The organism is Hydrogenophaga sp., from assembly GCF_051860785.1.
Lineage (GTDB): Bacteria > Pseudomonadota > Gammaproteobacteria > Burkholderiales > Burkholderiaceae_C > Hydrogenophaga.
Genome location: NZ_JBIMLB010000009.1, coordinates 175273 through 192042 on the forward strand (window position 1 = coordinate 175273; position 16770 = coordinate 192042).

15 protein-coding genes are annotated in these 16770 nt (G+C 65.6%); 10 read left to right on the plus strand and 5 right to left on the minus strand.

Going from position 1 to position 16770, the window contains the following annotated elements:
* Positions 1-23: 23 nt before the first annotated feature.
* From sdhA to ACTIF6_RS14100, 4 genes are all read right to left on the minus strand, one after another.
* Entirely contained in the window at positions 24-1829 is a 1806-nt protein-coding gene (gene sdhA / locus ACTIF6_RS14085; protein WP_439588542.1) for a succinate dehydrogenase flavoprotein subunit, read from the minus strand.
* Between the two features lie 4 nt (positions 1830-1833).
* A complete protein-coding gene (gene sdhD / locus ACTIF6_RS14090; protein WP_439588543.1) occupies positions 1834-2199 on the minus strand; it encodes a succinate dehydrogenase, hydrophobic membrane anchor protein in 366 nt (121 codons plus the stop codon).
* 17 nt (positions 2200-2216) lie between these two features.
* Positions 2217-2648 carry a succinate dehydrogenase, cytochrome b556 subunit gene (gene sdhC / locus ACTIF6_RS14095; protein WP_439588544.1) on the minus strand — a complete coding sequence of 144 codons (432 nt, stop codon included), beginning with the start codon at positions 2646-2648 and terminating at the stop codon, positions 2217-2219.
* 171 nt (positions 2649-2819) lie between these two features.
* Entirely contained in the window at positions 2820-3614 is a 795-nt protein-coding gene (locus tag ACTIF6_RS14100) for a GntR family transcriptional regulator (RefSeq protein WP_439588545.1), read from the minus strand.
* Positions 3615-3759: 145 nt separating this feature from the next.
* Here ACTIF6_RS14100 and ACTIF6_RS14105 point away from each other — a divergent pair, with 145 nt between their 5' ends.
* The 3 genes from ACTIF6_RS14105 to acnB are packed head-to-tail and all read left to right on the plus strand — an operon-like array spanning position 3760 to position 8427.
* Positions 3760-4746, plus strand: coding sequence for a malate dehydrogenase (locus tag ACTIF6_RS14105; protein ID WP_439588546.1), 987 nt, complete (start codon positions 3760-3762; stop codon positions 4744-4746).
* Positions 4747-5763, plus strand: a complete 1017-nt coding sequence (locus ACTIF6_RS14110; protein ID WP_439588562.1) for an HpcH/HpaI aldolase/citrate lyase family protein — start codon at positions 4747-4749, stop codon at positions 5761-5763. It abuts the gene before it with no gap.
* Positions 5764-5823: 60 nt separating this feature from the next.
* Positions 5824-8427, plus strand: coding sequence for a bifunctional aconitate hydratase 2/2-methylisocitrate dehydratase (gene acnB / locus ACTIF6_RS14115; RefSeq protein ID WP_439588547.1), 2604 nt, complete (start codon positions 5824-5826; stop codon positions 8425-8427).
* Between the two features lie 46 nt (positions 8428-8473).
* Here the strand turns inward: acnB and ACTIF6_RS14120 are convergent, their stop codons facing one another.
* The gene (locus ACTIF6_RS14120; RefSeq protein ID WP_439588548.1) at positions 8474-9301 is read right to left on the minus strand and encodes an MmyB family transcriptional regulator; all 828 of its coding nucleotides are present in this window, start codon (positions 9299-9301) and stop codon (positions 8474-8476) included.
* A gap of 121 nt (positions 9302-9422) precedes the next feature.
* Here ACTIF6_RS14120 and ACTIF6_RS14125 point away from each other — a divergent pair, with 121 nt between their 5' ends.
* The 7 genes from ACTIF6_RS14125 to ACTIF6_RS14155 all read left to right on the plus strand — a co-directional run.
* Complete coding sequence (locus ACTIF6_RS14125; protein WP_439588549.1) at positions 9423-9836, plus strand: hypothetical protein; 414 nt, start codon at positions 9423-9425, stop codon at positions 9834-9836.
* 121 nt (positions 9837-9957) lie between these two features.
* Positions 9958-10116: a DUF3309 family protein gene (locus tag ACTIF6_RS14130; protein WP_439588550.1), complete on the plus strand. Its 159-nt coding sequence runs from the start codon at positions 9958-9960 to the stop codon at positions 10114-10116.
* 100 nt (positions 10117-10216) lie between these two features.
* Positions 10217-13138 carry an aconitate hydratase gene (locus ACTIF6_RS14135; protein WP_439588551.1) on the plus strand — a complete coding sequence of 974 codons (2922 nt, stop codon included), beginning with the start codon at positions 10217-10219 and terminating at the stop codon, positions 13136-13138.
* Between the two features lie 54 nt (positions 13139-13192).
* Complete coding sequence (locus ACTIF6_RS14140; RefSeq protein WP_439588552.1) at positions 13193-14107, plus strand: S1C family serine protease; 915 nt, start codon at positions 13193-13195, stop codon at positions 14105-14107.
* A 26-nt stretch (positions 14108-14133) separates the two neighbouring features.
* Positions 14134-15135: an AAA family ATPase gene (locus ACTIF6_RS14145; protein ID WP_439588553.1), complete on the plus strand. Its 1002-nt coding sequence runs from the start codon at positions 14134-14136 to the stop codon at positions 15133-15135.
* Positions 15136-15137: 2 nt separating this feature from the next.
* Positions 15138-16262: a DUF58 domain-containing protein gene (locus ACTIF6_RS14150; protein ID WP_439588554.1), complete on the plus strand. Its 1125-nt coding sequence runs from the start codon at positions 15138-15140 to the stop codon at positions 16260-16262.
* 15 nt (positions 16263-16277) lie between these two features.
* A partial coding sequence (locus ACTIF6_RS14155; RefSeq protein WP_439588555.1) for an IS5 family transposase occupies positions 16278-16770 on the plus strand: 493 nt, incomplete at its 3' end.

Below are 16770 nucleotides of genomic sequence, written 5' to 3' on the forward strand. Positions count from 1 at the left end.
CGAGCGTCGTGGGAACGGTGGTGTCAGAAGGTGCGCACTTTCGGCGGCACGGACTCCACGGTCAGGGGCTTCAGGTTGACGGCCTTGTACGTCAGGCTGTTGTCGGCGCTGTGCCAGAGCGTGTGCTTCATCCACTCGGCGTCGTTGCGGCCCAGCGGGAACTGGGGATCGTCGGCCGGGCGCTCGTAGTCGTTGACCGTGTGGGCGCCCCGGCACTCACGGCGGGCAGCGGCCGAGGTCATGGTGGCCTGCGCGCATTCGATCAGGTTCTCCACCTCCAGCGCTTCGATGCGCGCGGTATTGAATACCTTGGACTTGTCCTTGAGGGCAATGGCGGCGACGCGCGCACGCATCGCGTTGATCTTGACCACACCCTCGTCCATACTGGCCTGGGTGCGGAACACGCCGGCGTGCTGCTGCATGGCCGTGCGCAGGTCGTTGGCCACATCCTGGGAATACTCACCGTCGGTGGCCTTGTCCAGGCGCGCCAGGCGTTCCAGCGTCTTGTCGGCGGCGTCGGCCGGCAGCGGCTTCTGGGTCTTGTTCTTGTCGTTGTACTGAACGATGTGGTTGCCGGCCGCGCGGCCGAACACCAGCAGGTCGAGCAGCGAATTGGTGCCCAGGCGGTTGGCGCCGTGCACGCTCACGCAGGAGCATTCGCCCACGGCATACAGACCATTCACCACCTTCTGGTTGCCCTGGCCATCGGGGGTGACGACCTGACCGTGGATGTTGGTCGGGATGCCGCCCATCTGGTAGTGGATGGTCGGCACCACGGGGATGGGGTCCTTGGTGATGTCGACGTTGGCGAAGTTGTGGCCGATCTCGTAGACCGAGGGCAGGCGCTTCATGATGTCGTTGACACCGATGTGCGTCATGTCGAGGTGGATGTAGTCCTTGTTAGGACCGCAACCGCGCCCTTCCTTGATCTCCTGGTCCATGCATCGTGAGACGAAGTCGCGTGGCGCCAGGTCTTTCAGCGTGGGCGCGTAGCGCTCCATGAAGCGATCGCCGTTGACGTTGCGCAGGATTGCACCTTCGCCACGGCAACCTTCGGTGAGCAGCACACCCGCGCCGGCCACGCCGGTGGGGTGGAACTGCCAGAACTCCATGTCCTGCAGCGGGATGCCGGCGCGCGCCGCCATGCCCAGGCCATCGCCGGTGTTGATGAAGGCGTTGGTCGAAGCCGCGAAGATCCGGCCCGCGCCACCAGTGGCCAGCAGGGTGGTCTTGGCTTCCAGGATGTAGGTCTCGCCCGTTTCCATTTCGAGCGCGGTCACGCCCACCACGTCGCCGCTGGCATCGCGGATCAGGTCCAGCGCCATCCATTCCACAAAGAAGGTGGTGCGGGCCTGTACGTTCTGCTGGTAGAGCGTGTGCAGCATGGCGTGACCCGTGCGGTCGGCGGCGGCGCAGGCCCGCTGCACGGGCTTCTCGCCGTAGTTGGCGGTGTGGCCGCCGAAGGGGCGCTGGTAGATGGTGCCGTCGGGGTTGCGGTCGAACGGCATGCCGAAGTGTTCGAGCTCATACACGACCTTGGGTGCTTCGCGACACATGAACTCGATGGCGTCCTGGTCGCCCAGCCAGTCGGAACCCTTGATGGTGTCGTAGAAGTGGTAGTGCCAGTTGTCCTCGTTCATGTTGCCGAGCGAGGCGCCAATGCCGCCTTGTGCGGCCACGGTGTGCGAGCGGGTGGGGAAGACCTTGGAGAGCACGGCCACCTTGAGGCCGGCGCGTGCCAGCTGCAGCGAGGCGCGCATGCCGGAGCCACCGGCTCCGACGATGACCACGTCGAACTGACGCTTGGGAAGGGATGCGGATGCGGTCATGGCTTCAGAGCCTCCAGAGAACTTGAACGGCCCAGCCCAGGCAGGACAGGAGCCAGACGATGGTGAAGACGTGCAGCACGAGGCGGATGCCGGCGGGCTTGACGTAGTCCATCCAGATGTCGCGCATGCCCACCCACACGTGGTAGGCCAGGGCCAGGAAGACGGCAAAGGTCAGGGCCTTCATCCACTGGCTGGAGAAGATGGCGGCCCAGCTTTCGTAGCCGATGGGGCCGCGCGTGAACACCACCTGGGCGAGCACGATCAGCGTGAAGATGGCCATGAGGGCGGCCGTGATGCGCTGGGCGAGCCAGTCGCGCAGGCCATAGTGGGCGCCGGTGACGACGCGCTTGGAACCGTAGTTGACGGACATGTTGTGTTCCTCGTGGCTCAGTAGAGGCCAAACAGCTTGGCGCCCAGGATCAGCGTGAGGCCGATGCTGGATACCAGCGTGACCAGGGCCGAGGTCTTGCCGAATTCCTTGCTCACGGCGTGGAAGGCATCCATATAGAGGTGGCGCACGCCGGCAATGAGGTGGTGCAGGTAAGCCCAGATCAGGGCCAGTACCACCAGCTTGAAGAACCAGCCTGGCAAGAAGCCAATGCCGCCGGCGAAGGCAGCGCTGAAGGCCTCGAAGGAAATCTCGGACGACACCGATGTGTCGAACAGCCAGACGATCAGCGGCAACAAAAGGAACATCAGGGCGCCGCTGACGCGGTGCAGGATCGACACCCAACCTGCGGGAGGCAGGCGGTAGGTGGTGAGGTCCGTGAATGCGTTGATGTTGCGGTACTCGGGCCGCTTTTTGGTCAACTCGGTCATGGTGGGGCTTTCATCCGGGGAACGGGAGATCGGTGGGGAAAAAAGGCTGTAACTCGTTGGTAACTTCCGTCAACGGTTTTACCAAGAGCCCGCAAATTCTATTGCAACGCACCATACCGCAGGCTGACGCTGGGGTGTTGCGGTGCGCTCAGGCCATGATCCGTGCCGCCATCAACTCAATTCGTTGCGGTAGTGGCGCGCATCGGTGCGATACAGACCGCGCCGAAGCTCCATGGGCTCATCGTTGTAAGTGAAGGCCAGCCGTTCCACGCTCAGCAGCGGGCTGCCCATCGGCACGCCGAGCAAGGGCGCGGCGTCTGCGTCCGCGCCGACCGCCTTGATCTTTTCCACCGCGCGAACCATGCGCACGCCGAACTGTGCCTCGAACAGGGCGTACATGGGGCCCTTGTCTTCCGAGAGTGTTTCCACCGTCAGGCCCTTGAAGGGCGCGCCCGGCAACCAGAGTTCTTCCAGGATGGCCGGCACGCCGTCGAAGGCGAGGACGCGCTTGACCTGCAGCACCGCGTCGCCCGTGCGCAGCGAGAGCTGGCGCGCCACCTCGGCCGGTGCGCGCAGGCGTTTGCATTCAATGATGCGGCGCTCGGCAGGGCCCTGGTCCTGCAGCGTGCCGGTGTCGGGCAGCAGGCGCAGGAAGCGGTATTGCGTGTGCTGCTCGGCGTGCGTCGCCACAAAGGTGCCTTTGCCCTGGCGACGCACCAGCAGGTTGTCGGTGGCCAACTCGTCGATGGCCTTGCGAACAGTGCCCTGGCTCACACGGAAGCGCGCCGCCAGGTCGAATTCGCTCGGAATCATGTCGCCCGGCTTCCATTCCCCGGCCTGCAGACTGCGCAGGATCAGCGTCTTGATCTGCTGGTAGAGCGGGCTGAAGGCCGGCGCGGTGTTGTCCGGCGCTTCGGTTGGCAAAGCGTCGGCGGATGCCGTGGGATTGTGAGACGGAGTGGCCATGCTTTTCAGGCGCCATGGAGGCGCTTGTGAGACGCAATCATATCTTATATAAGACATAAGACAAATTGACGTATCAGGGTTTGCGAGAGTACACTCGTGGGCTGAGTTTGATCCATTTCCAACGTCCTTTTCCGGAGTTTTCACCATGAACAAGAAGCCCGTTCGCGTTGCCGTCACTGGCGCCGCTGGCCAGATCGGTTACGCCCTGCTGTTTCGCATCGCCTCGGGCGAAATGCTCGGCAAGGACCAGCCGGTGATCCTGCAACTGCTGGAAATCCCCGATGAAAAGGCCCAGAAGGCGCTCAAGGGCGTGATGATGGAACTCGACGATTGCGCTTTCCCGCTGCTGGTTGGCATGGAAGCCCACAGCGACCCGATGACGGCATTCAAGGACACCGACTACGCCCTGCTGGTGGGTTCACGTCCTCGCGGCCCCGGCATGGAACGTGCCGAGTTGCTCGCCATCAACGGTGCCATCTTCATTGCCCAGGGCAAGGCTCTCAACGCCGTGGCCTCGCGCAACGTCAAGGTGCTGGTGGTCGGCAACCCCGCCAACACCAACGCCTACATCGCCATGAAGAGCGCGCCCGACCTCAAGCCGGGCAACTTCACCGCCATGCTGCGCCTGGACCACAACCGCGCCGCCTCGCAGATCGCCACCAAGACCGGCAAGCCGGTGGCCAGCATCAAGAAACTGGCCGTGTGGGGCAACCACTCGCCCACCATGTACGCCGACTACCGTTTCGCCACCATCGACGGCGCCTCGGTCAAGGACATGATCAACGACCAGGTCTGGAACAAGGACGTGTTCCTGCCCACCGTGGGCAAGCGCGGCGCGGCCATCATCGAAGCTCGCGGCCTGTCTTCCGCAGCCTCCGCCGCCAACGCCGCCATCGACCACATGCGCGATTGGGCACTGGGCACCAAGGGTGAGTGGGTCACCATGGGCATCCCGTCGCAGGGCTGGTACGGTATTCCCAAGGACGTGATGTTCGGTTTCCCCGTCACCTGCGAAAACGGCGAGTACAAGGTCGTCGAAGGCCTGGAAATCGACGCCTTCTCGCAAGAGTGCATCAACAAGACCCTGGCCGAGCTGCAAGGCGAGCAGGACGGCGTCAAGCACCTGCTGTAACTGGTTGGTAACCGCGCAGTGACCCATCCCCGCTCGATCCTGCTGGGCTCTCAGGCCGGTGCCTTCGCGCTGCCGGTCTGCGATCACTACAGCGGCGTAGAGGCGCGGATGCGCAAGAGCCTGGCGCTTCAGGCCGAAATGGCCGAGGAGTTCGGCACCTGCGTGTTCGACGTGACGCTGGACTGCGAGGATGGCGCACCCGTGGGTGGCGAGGCCGAGCACGCCCGGCTGGTGGTCGAACTCGCGCTGGCCGCCGCGCCGCAAGCCCGTGTGGCCGCGCGCGTGCACCCGGTGGACCACCCCGCGTTCGACGCCGACGTGGCCACCATCGCCGGCCGCGCGGGCCATCGCCTGTGTCACCTGATGGTGCCCAAGGTGGAGTCGGTGGCCGACGTGCAGCGCGCAGTGACCGCGCTCGACGCCGCCGGCGCCACCGCCTTGCCGCTGCACGTGCTCATCGAATCCCCCGCCGCCATCCACCGTGCCTTCGACATCGCGGCCCATCCGCGTGTGCAGAGCCTGAGCTTTGGCCTGATGGATTTCGTCTCTGCCCATGGCGGCGCCATTCCTGCGGATGGCATGAGCGTGGCAGGCCAGTTCTCGCACCCGCTGGTGCTGCGCGCCAAGATGGACATGGCCTCGGCCTGCCATGCGCATGGCAAGGTGCCATCGCATTGCGTGGTCACCGAGTTCAAGGACCTGCAGGCGCTGGGTGCCGCCGCGCGCAAGGCTGCAGGCGAACTTGGCTACACCCGCATGTGGAGCATCCACCCGGACCAGATTCGTCCCATCCTGGCGGCGTTCGCGCCGTCGGAGCGCGAGGTCGACACCGCCGCCGCGCTCATCGAGCGCGCCGTGGCTGCCGAATGGGCGCCGGTGCAGTTCGAAGGTCGCCTGCACGACCGCGCCAGCTACCGGTATTTCTGGCAGGTGCTCGAACGCGCGCACCAGACCGGGCTGGCTCTGCCCGATGCGGTGCAGCGCCACTTCTCTGAGCCCGCCACGCTCGGGCACTGAGCTTGCTTACGACAACACCATTTTTCTACCCCACGCTTTTTCCTCTCTTTGGAGTACGACATGTCCACCACCTTCCTCGCCGACTACCGCGCCCATACCGCCGAGCGCGCCGCGCTGGGCATTCCACCGCTGCCGCTTGATGCGAAGCAGGTCGCCGCGCTGATCGAGCTGATCAAGTCGCCGCCGGCCGGTGAAGATGCCTTCCTGCTGGACCTGCTCACCCACCGCGTGCCCCCGGGCGTGGACGATGCCGCCAAGGTCAAGGCCAGCTTCCTCGCCGCCGTGGCGCACGGCGACGTGGCGGTCGGTCTGGTGTCGAAGGCCAAGGCCACCGAGCTGCTGGGGACCATGGTGGGTGGCTACAACGTGCACCCCCTCATCGAGCTGCTGGACGACGAGGAAGTGGCGAGCGTGGCGGCCGAAGGCCTGAAGAACACGCTGCTGATGTTCGACTTCTTCAACGACGTGGCCGAGAAGGCCAAGGCAGGCAACCTCAAGGCCCGCCAGGTGATCCAGAGCTGGGCCGACGCCGAGTGGTTCACCAGCCGTCCGGAGGTCGAGAAGAAGATCACCGTGACCGTGTTCAAGGTGCCTGGCGAAACCAACACCGACGACCTTTCACCGGCGCCCGACGCCTGGAGCCGCCCGGACATCCCGCTGCACTACCTGGCCATGCTGAAGAACACGCGTGAAGGCGCTGCGTTCAAACCTGAGGAAGACGGCAAGCGCGGTCCGATGCAATTCATTGACGACCTGAAGAAGAAGGGTCACCTGGTGGCCTATGTGGGCGATGTGGTCGGTACCGGCTCCAGCCGCAAGAGCGCCACCAACAGCGTGATCTGGGCCACTGGCCAGGACATTCCCTTCGTGCCCAACAAGCGTTTCGGTGGCGTCACGCTCGGCGGCAAGATCGCCCCCATCTTCTTCAACACGCAGGAAGACTCGGGCGCGTTGCCGATCGAGGTGGACGTGAGCAAGCTCGAAATGGGCGACGTGATCGACATCCACCCCTACGAAGGCAAGATCACCAAGGGTGGCGCTCCTTTGGTGGAGTTCCAGCTGCGCAGCGACGTGCTGTTCGACGAAGTGCGCGCCGGTGGCCGCATCAACCTCATCATTGGCCGCTCACTCACCGCCAAGGCGCGTGAGTTCCTGGGCCTGGCCGCCAGCACCGTGTTCCGCCTGCCGCAGGCGCCCGCCGAGACCAAGGCTGGTTTCACGCTGGCGCAGAAGATGGTCGGCCGCGCGGTGGGCCTGCCCGAGGGCTTTGGTGTGCGTCCTGGCACCTACTGCGAACCCCGCATGACCACGGTGGGTTCGCAAGACACCACCGGTCCCATGACGCGTGACGAACTCAAGGACCTGGCTTGCCTGGGCTTCAGCGCCGACATGGTGATGCAGTCCTTCTGCCACACCGCGGCCTACCCGAAGCCGGTGGACGTGAAGACGCACCGCGAGCTGCCGGCCTTCATCAGCAACCGCGGCGGCGTGGCCCTGCGCCCCGGTGACGGCGTGATCCACTCCTGGCTCAACCGCCTGCTGCTGCCCGACACCGTGGGCACCGGCGGTGACTCGCACACGCGTTTCCCCATCGGTATCAGCTTCCCCGCCGGCTCCGGCCTGGTGGCCTTCGGTGCCGCCACAGGTGTGATGCCGCTGGACATGCCCGAATCCGTGCTGGTGCGATTCAAGGGCGAGATGCAGCCTGGCGTGACCCTGCGCGATCTGGTGCACGCCATTCCGCTGTACGCCATCAAGGCCGGCCTGCTGACGGTCGCCAAGGCCGGCAAGATCAACGCCTTCTCGGGCCGCATCCTGGAAATCGAAGGCCTGCCGGACCTCAAGGTCGAACAGGCATTCGAATTGAGCGACGCTTCGGCCGAACGCTCGGCCGCTGGCTGCACCATCAAGCTCAACCCCGAGCCAGTGAAGGAATACCTCACCAGCAACGTGGTGCTGATGAAGAACATGATCGCCAACGGGTACGCCGACAAGCGCTCGCTGGAGCGCCGCATCGAAAAAGTGGAAGCCTGGCTGGCCAATCCGACGCTGCTCGAGGCCGACAAGAACGCCGAGTACGCCCACGTGATCGAGATCGATCTGGCCGACATCAAGGAACCCATCCTCTGCTGCCCGAACGATCCGGACGACGCGAAGACCCTGTCCGAAGTGGCCGGCACCAAGATCGACGAGGCTTTCATCGGTTCGTGCATGACCAACATCGGCCACTTCCGCGCCGCAGCCAAGCTGCTCGGCGGCCAGCGCGACATCCCGGTCAAGCTGTGGGTGGCACCGCCCACCAAGATGGACGAGAGCGAGCTGATCAAGGAAGGTCACTACTCGGCCTTCGGCACCGCCGGTGCGCGCACCGAGATGCCCGGCTGCTCGCTGTGCATGGGCAACCAGGCGCAGGTGCGTGAAGGCGCGACGGTGGTCTCCACCTCCACCCGAAACTTCCCGAACCGCCTGGGCAAGAACACCAACGTGTACCTCGCGTCGGCCGAGCTCGCGGCCATCGCTTCCAAGCTCGGCCACATCCCCACCGTGGCCGAGTACCACGAGGCCATGGGCGTGGTGAACAAGGACGGCGCCTCGATCTACAAGTACATGAATTTCGACCAGATCGAGGAGTACGCCGAAACCGCCAAGGGCGTGACTGCCTGACCTTTCTGTCCTGGATGAAAAAGCCGCTGCGATTGCAGCGGCTTTTTCATATCTGCGTGGCCAGGCCACGCAGCAGTTCCGCAGAGGCCTCATCCGCCGGAAAAAACGTCTCCAGCGCCAGTTCCTGCAGCGTAATGTCTACCGGTGAACCGAATACCGTGGTGGTGCTCACGAGGTTGAGCACGCCGTGGCCGGTGTTGAACTGGAATGGCATCAGCACACCGTGGTGCTCTCCGGGCAGCGAAACCGCTTCACTGCCCAAGGATTCGGGGTAGCCCTTGAGTTCGGCAAGCAGGGCGGCCAGCGTCTCATCGCCGGTGGCGTGGATCTGTTGGCGCAGGCGCTCGAACAGGTGTTCGCGCCACTGGTGCAGGTTGGCAATGCGCGGCGCCAGGCCTTCGGGGTGCAGGCTCAGGCGCAGCACGTTGATGGGCCCTTGCAGCAGGGCGGGCGCGGCGCCTGCCATCAGCGGCGGCACCATTCGGTTGGCCATCACCAGGTTCCAGTGGCGGTCCATGGCGAGTGCGGGCCAGGGCTCGTGGCAAGTCAGGATGCGTTGCACCGCCTCCCGTGCCGGTGTCATGTCGGGCGCTTCCAGCGGCCGCTCGCGGTACATGGGTGCGTAGCCCGCTGCTTCCAGCAGCGCGTTGCGCTCGCGCAGGGGAATGTCGAGGCGGTCCACCAGGCGCAACACCATGTCGCGGCTGGGGCTGGCGCGGCCGGTTTCCACATAGCTGAGGTGGCGTGTGGAGACATCGGCCACATGCGCCAGGTCAAGCTGGCTCAGCCGACGCCGCTGGCGCCAGTGGCGCAGGCGTTCGCCAAACGGGGAGGGCACGGAAGCACTGCGGGTGGGGGTGGTCAGGGCGTTCATGGACGGCATGGTAGGGCACCGAAACGCGGCACGGCCATGACCTCAGAGGTCATCGACGCTCGGCGTGGGCACGGCGACCATCACTCCCGCACCCTGTTCATTCATCACTCTGGAGCACACCATGTCCCTTATCGCCTCCCTGACCTCTCCTGCCGGCCTGCGTCGCGTCCTGGCGTTCGACGCCATCTCCGGAACCGCCATCGGTGCTGCGCACCTAGGCCTGACCGGCCTGCTGGCCCAGTGGCTGGGCCTGTCGGCACCGCTGTTGCAGACATCGGGCATCGCCATCTTCGCCTTCGTCGTGCTGGCAGGGTGGCTGGCCCTGCAGGCCGCGCCGCCGCGCGCCGCACTGGCCGCACTGGTGGTCGGCAATTTCGCCTGGGCAATCGGCTGCCTCGCGCTGGCCTTTGGCGGCGCACCCGGTGTCACCGCCCTGGGCGTGACCTACCTGGTGTTCCAGGCGGTGACGGTGCTTGCCCTGGCAGAACTCCAGTGGATGGGTCTGCGCCGTCAGCGCCTGGCCCTGGCGGTCTGAGCCTGGCGGCTGGCGCACCCGCGATGTGCGCCAGCGAACAGATGGAAACATGCCTCGGGGCTACGCTGGGTTCTCCAGGGCGGCGATGTCTGCTGCCCACTTATCAAGAAAAGAGGATGCCATGACCCTTGGAACCATTCTGTTGATCGTTCTGGTGCTGTTGCTGGTCGGTGTCATCCCGAGCTGGCCGCACAGCAGATCGTGGGGCTACGGACCGAGCGGATTGCTGGGCGTGGTGCTGGTGATCGTGATCGTTCTGCTGCTCATGGGAAGAATCTGACCCTGGGCATTTGCATGGGGCATTTCCGTGTCCCGTGCAAGTTTGTGCTGGCTGCTGACAGAATGGACCGGTGTTTCACCGATCCCGTCAGGAGTTGACCATGGCCCAGCATTCCCCCATTGCAGACACCCCCACGAAGTTCGCCCACCCCTTCGCCTCCACCGTCAAGAGTTTCAAGACCGCTTCGGGCAAGACGGGGCGCTTCTATTCCCTGCCGGCGCTGGCCAGGGAGTTCCCCGGGGTCTCACGGCTTCCGGTGTCGCTGCGCATCGTGCTGGAGAGCGTGCTGCGCCATTGCGACGGTGAACGCGTGATGCCCGAACACGTGGCCGAGCTGGCCAACTGGCAGCCTCAGGCCGAGCGCACCCAGGAGATTCCGTTCACCGTGGCGCGCGTGGTGCTGCAGGATTTCACCGGCGTGCCACTGCTGGCCGACCTCGCCGCCATGCGCAGTGTGGCCGAGCGCCTGGGCCAGGACCCGAAGAAGATCGAGCCGCTGGTGCCGGTTGATCTGGTCGTCGATCACTCGGTGATGGTCGACTACTACGGCACGAAGAACGCGCTGGACCTCAACATGAAGCTCGAGTTCCAGCGCAACAACGAGCGCTACCAGTTCATGAAGTGGGGCATGCAGGCGTTCGACACCTTTGGCGTGGTGCCGCCGGGCTTTGGCATCGTGCACCAGGTCAACCTGGAATACCTGGCGCGCGGCGTGCACTTGAAGGGCGGCCTGTACTACCCCGACACCCTGGTGGGCACCGACAGCCACACCACAATGATCAACGGCATCGGTGTGGTCGCCTGGGGTGTGGGCGGCATCGAGGCCGAGGCCGCCATGCTGGGCCAGCCGGTGTACTTCCTCACGCCCGACGTGGTCGGTTTCGAGCTTACCGGCCGCCTGCGCGAAGGCTGCACCGCCACCGACCTGGTGCTCACCGTCACCGAAATCCTGCGGCAGCACAAGGTGGTGGGCAAGTTCGTGGAGTTCTTCGGCGAAGGCACGGCCTCGCTCTCGCTGCCCGATCGCGCCACCATCGCCAACATGGCGCCCGAGTACGGTGCCACCATGGGCTTTTTCCCGGTCGACGGCAAGACGCTGGACTACTTCAAGGGCACCGGCCGCAGCCAGGCCGAGATCGAAGCCTTCGAAGCCTATTTCCGTGCCCAGGGGCTGTTTGGCGTTCCGGGTGCACCCGGTGCGTCTCAAAAGGCCGGCGACATCGAGTATTCGCAGGTGGTCCGGCTCGATCTGGGCCAGGTCACGCCCAGCCTGGCTGGCCCGAAGCGCCCGCAGGACCGCATCGAACTGGGTCAGGTGGCGCGCCAGTTTGCCGAGTTGTTCAGCAAGCCGGCTTCGCAAAATGGCTTCAACCAGCCGCCTGCGCTGCTGCACACCCGTCATCAGCCCGAAATGAGCCCGACTGCCGAACCTCCGCTCAAGGAGGCCAAGCCCACACCCGCTGGTGCACCGCGCTTCGTGGCCGAGATGGAGGCCAACAAGCCCGCCCCCGAAATGGCCACCGTGGAGGGGGAACTCTCGCACGATGCGCAGAAGAAGCTCACCATTGGGAATGGCGACGTGCTCATTGCCGCCATCACCAGTTGCACCAATACCAGCAACCCCGGCGTGCTGCTGGCGGCCGGCCTGCTGGCCAAGAAGGCGGTGGAAGCCGGGCTCAAGGTCAAGCCGCACATCAAGACCTCGCTGGCGCCTGGCTCGCGCATCGTCACCGAGTACCTCACGCAGACCGGTCTGCTGCCCTACCTGGAGAAGCTGGGCTTCTCGCTGGCTGGCTACGGCTGCACCACCTGCATCGGCAATGCGGGCGACCTCACGCCCGAGCTCAACGCGGTGATCACGCAGAACGACCTGGTGTGCGCGGCGGTGCTCTCGGGCAACCGCAACTTCGAAGCCCGCATCCACCCCAACCTCAAGGCCAACTTCCTCGCCAGCCCACCGCTCGTGGTGGCCTACGCCATCGCCGGCAATGTGATGAAGGACCTCATGACCGAGCCGCTGGGCAAGGGCAAGAGCGGCAAGCCGGTGTACCTGGGTGACGTGTGGCCCTCGAGCGAAGAGATCCACAAGCTCATGAAGTTCGCCATGAACGGCAAGGCTTACCGCGAGAACTACGCCCGCGTGTCCAGCGAGCCGGGCAAGCTCTGGGAACGCATCAAGGGCGTGACGGGCAATGCCTACACCTGGCCGCAGAGCTCCTACATCGCCGAGCCACCGTTTTTCGAGACGTTCCAGCTCGACATGCCCGCGGCCACGCAGGCCCCCGGGGTGCAGGGCGCGCGTGTCATGGCGCTGTTTGGCGACTCCATCACCACCGATCACATCTCCCCGGCCGGCAACATTGCCGAGAAATCGCCCGCCGGCCAGTGGCTGCTGGCGCAGGGCGTGCTGAAGGCCGACTTCAACAGCTACGGGGCGCGCCGTGGCCACCACGAGGTGATGATGCGCGGCACGTTCGCCAACGTGCGCATCAAGAACCTGATGCTGCCGGCCAAACCCGACGGCTCGCGCGAGGAGGGCGGCTGGACGCTGTACCAGCAGGAAGGCCCGCTGAAGGGGCAGAAGATGCCCATTTACGACGCCGCCATGCGCTACCAGACTGCCGGGGTGCCCACTGTGGTGTTCGCCGGAGAGGAATATGGCACGGGTTCCAGCCGCGACTGGGCCGCCAAAGGCACCCAGTTGCTGGGCATCAAGGCCGTGGTGGCGCGCAGTTTCGAACGCATCCACCGCTCCAACCTGGTGGGCATGGGCGTGCTGCCGCTGCAGTTCAAGGCCGGTGATTCCTGGGAGAGCCTGGGCCTGACCGGTGAGGAGACGATCGACGTGCTGCCGCACTCGGAACTGCTGCCGCAGAGCGAAGCGCAGCTGGTGATCACCCGTCCGGATGGCCAGCGTCGCCAGCTGTCGGTGATCCTGCGCATCGACACGCCGGTGGAGGTGAACTATTACCGGGAGGGCGGAATCCTCCCTTACGTGCTTCGACAATTGTTGAGTGCTTGAGCCGGATGCCGCAACGCGGCATGATGTGTCGTCCCCCTGTCACCAGGAGCCGCCATGCGAAAACCTGCCTTGTACAGCCCCTCCCGCCGAGGCGGGGGTGCGCAGGCCGACGCGCCTGCGGCCGTGACGCCCGAGGCGGCGGTGGTGGCGCAGCCCGGCCGGCTGCGGCGCTGGCGGCAGGGCGCCACCCGAGCGGCGGGCAGCCCGCGTGCACTGTGGGCGGGCCTGGCCCTGCTGGCCGCGCTGCTGGCTGCCAGTGTCTGGCAGCACACCGTGCCCAAGGCCCTCACCCAGAAAGACATCGATGCGGCGGTGCTGCGCACCCTCACCACCCAGAACCTGCCTTCCCAGGCCGCGCGCGCGGCCGAGAAGATCCGCCCTGCCGTGGTGCGCGTCATGTCCTACGGCAAGGACAAGAAGGGCGAGGAGCAGGAGCAGGGCGTGGGCACGGGCGTGGTGATCGTCGACAAGGGCATCATCCTGACCAACCTGCACGTGGTGCAGGGCGCGCAGACCATCAAACTGGTGTTCTCCGACGGCAGCGAGTCCGGCGCCACGGTGACCGGCGTGCAGGCGCACAACGACCTGGCCGTGCTGCAGGCACACACCATTCCCGACGACCTCATTGCTGCCACCATGCGCTCCACCAGCGACCTCGTACCCGGTGACCTCGTGGTCGCCGTCGGCTTCCCCTTCGGCATCGGGCCCTCGGTTTCGCATGGCGTCATCTCCGGTTTCGGCCGCGCCTTCAAGTCGCCCGAGGGCGAGCAGGAAATCAGCAACCTGATCCAGTTCGATGCGGCGGCCAACCCCGGCAATTCCGGCGGTCCGCTGGTCACCATGGATGGCGAGGTGGTCGGCATCGTCACCGGCATCCTCAACCCCACCAGCCACCGAACCTTCGTTGGCATCGGATTTGCTGTACCGATCGAGAGCGCCGCGAGCGCTGCCGGTCTGCCCCCGTTCTAGTCTCGTCACACACACAGGAGCGCTCCATGGACCAAAACAACGCCCCCGACACCGCCCAGCTCATGGAGCAGATCCTGTACGAGGTCAAGCGCGTGGTGGTCGGGCAGGACCGGTTCCTCGAACGCGTCATGGTGGCCATGCTCGCCCAGGGCCACCTGCTGGTCGAAGGCGTTCCCGGGCTGGCCAAGACGCTCACCGTCAAGACCCTGGCCAGCGTGGTGCAGGGTCGCTTCAAGCGCATCCAGTTCACGCCCGACCTGGTGCCCGCCGATCTCGTGGGCACGCGCATCTACAACCAGAAGACCGGTGACTTCAGCACCTCGCTGGGCCCCGTGTTCGCCAACCTGCTGCTGGCCGACGAAATCAACCGCGCGCCGGCCAAGGTGCAGAGCGCGCTGCTGGAAGTGATGCAGGAACGCCAGGTGACGATTGCCGGCGAGACTCACAAGGTGCCCAACCCCTTCCTGGTCATGGCCACGCAGAACCCGATCGAGACCGAAGGCACCTACCCCTTGCCCGAAGCCCAGGTGGACCGTTTCATGATGAAGGTGATGGTGGACTACCCCACCGACGAAGAGGAGTTCGTCATCGTCGAGCGCGTCACCGGCCCGCAGGTGGACATCAATGCCGTGGCCACCACCGACCAGCTGGCCGCGCTGCAGGCGCAGTGCAGGCAGGTGTACGTGGACCCTTCGCTGGTGCAATACGCCGTCAAACTGGTCTCGGCCACGCGCACACCGGAAAAACACGGCATCAAGGACATGGCCCATCTGATCACCTTCGGCGCCAGCCCGCGCGCCACCATCGGCCTGGTGGAAGGTGCGCGCGCCCTGGCCATGCTGCGCGGGCGCAGCTACGCGCTGCCTGAGGACATGAGCGACCTCGTGCCCGACGTGCTGCGCCACCGCGTGGTGCTGTCCTACGAAGGCCTTTCCGAAGGCCTCACCAGCGAAACGCTGGTGGCGCGCATCATGAAGCACATACCCGCGCCGGCCCGGCCGCTGGAACACGAAAAGAAGGCAGCCTGATCATGCTCGCGCGGCTGTTTGGCAGGAAAGGCGGTGCCGAGGCGGCGGTCGTGGCCAAGGCCACCGCCACGCCGGTGGCACGCCGTGCCGATGCGCTGCTGCGCCGCCTTGAATGGACGGTGTTGCGTCGGCTCGACGGCCTGCTGCAGGGCGACTACCGCACGCTCATGCGCGGCTCGGGTCTGGACCTGGCCGATCTGCGCGAGTACCAGCACCACGACGACGTGCGGCACATCGACTGGAACGTCACCGCCCGCCTGCAGACACCTCACGTGCGCGTGTTCACCGAAGACCGCGAGATGGCCGCCTGGTTCCTGCTCGATCTCAGTCCTTCGGTGGATTTCGGATCCGGCGAGCAGCGCAAGAGCCAGGTGCTGCTGGATTTCACCGCCGTGCTCGCGCGCCTGATCGGTCGCCATGGCAACCGCGTGGGCGCAGTGCTGTACGGCTCGCGGGGCCAGCCGGTGGTGGACGCCGTGCTGCCCGCGCGCGGCGGCCGCACGCAGGTGCTGCGCCTCATGCAGATGGTGCTGCAACCGCCCGCGCAGCCCGCAGGTACGCCGAAGAAGAACGGTGTCACGCAATTGGCCGATTTGCTGCGCGCTGCGGTGCACACCGTCCGTCAGCGTGCCACCGTGTTCGTGGTGTCCGACTTCATCAGCGAGCCCGGCTGGGAAAAACCACTGGGTGAACTGGCGCGCCGGCACGACGTGGTGGCCGTTCGCCTGCTCGACCCGCTGGAACTCGACCTCCCCGATCTCGGCCTCATCCCCATCCGCGACGCCGAGACGGGCCAGCAACTCCTGGTGGACACGCACGACGCAGGATTTCGGCAGCGCTTTGCCCGCATCGCCGCCCAGCGCGAGGCGCAACTGCGCGAAAGCCTGGGCCGTGCCGGCGTGGACACGCTCGAACTCTCCACCGACGACGACCTCGCTGAGGCCGTGATGCGCTTCATCGAACTGCGCAAACGCCGCCAGCGCGTGGGCCGCGAAGGGCTGGCCGGCCGGCCCGTGCCCACCCAGTTGCCGACCCGCACCCGCCAGGGCCTGGGCACCAGACATCAAGGAGCTAGGGAAGGACTGCAAAACCCCACGCTCTTTGAACTGGCAAGTGGCATGAAGTGAGGAGAAGATAGGGGCATGAACCAAATCACGCTGGGGCTGGATCCCCTCCACAAGAAGACGCGCAAGGAAGTGTTTCTTGAAGAGATGAACAAGGTTGTGCCGTGGCAGACCTTGGTCGCGCTCATCCAGCCACACGCCCGCGGCGCGCACCAGGCGCTGGGTGGGCGCCCGCCGTTTGCGGTGGAGACCATGCTCCGCATCCACTGCCTTCAGCTGTGGTGGAACCTGAGCGATCCGGCGATGGAAGAAGAGCTGCACGAGCGCCCCTTGTACCGCCGCTTCGTTGGCCTGGACGGCGCAGCGCGCCTGCCGGATGAGAGCACCATCCTGCGCTTTCGCCACCTGCTGGAGAAACACCAGCTCGCCCCTCAGGTGCTGGCCACCATCAATGCCGGGCTGGCCCATCAAGGCCTGTTGCTCAAGACTGGCACCGTTGTGGACGCCACCATCATTGCCGCGCCCAGCTCGACCAAGAACAGCAGCGGTGAGCGCGACCCCGAGATGCATC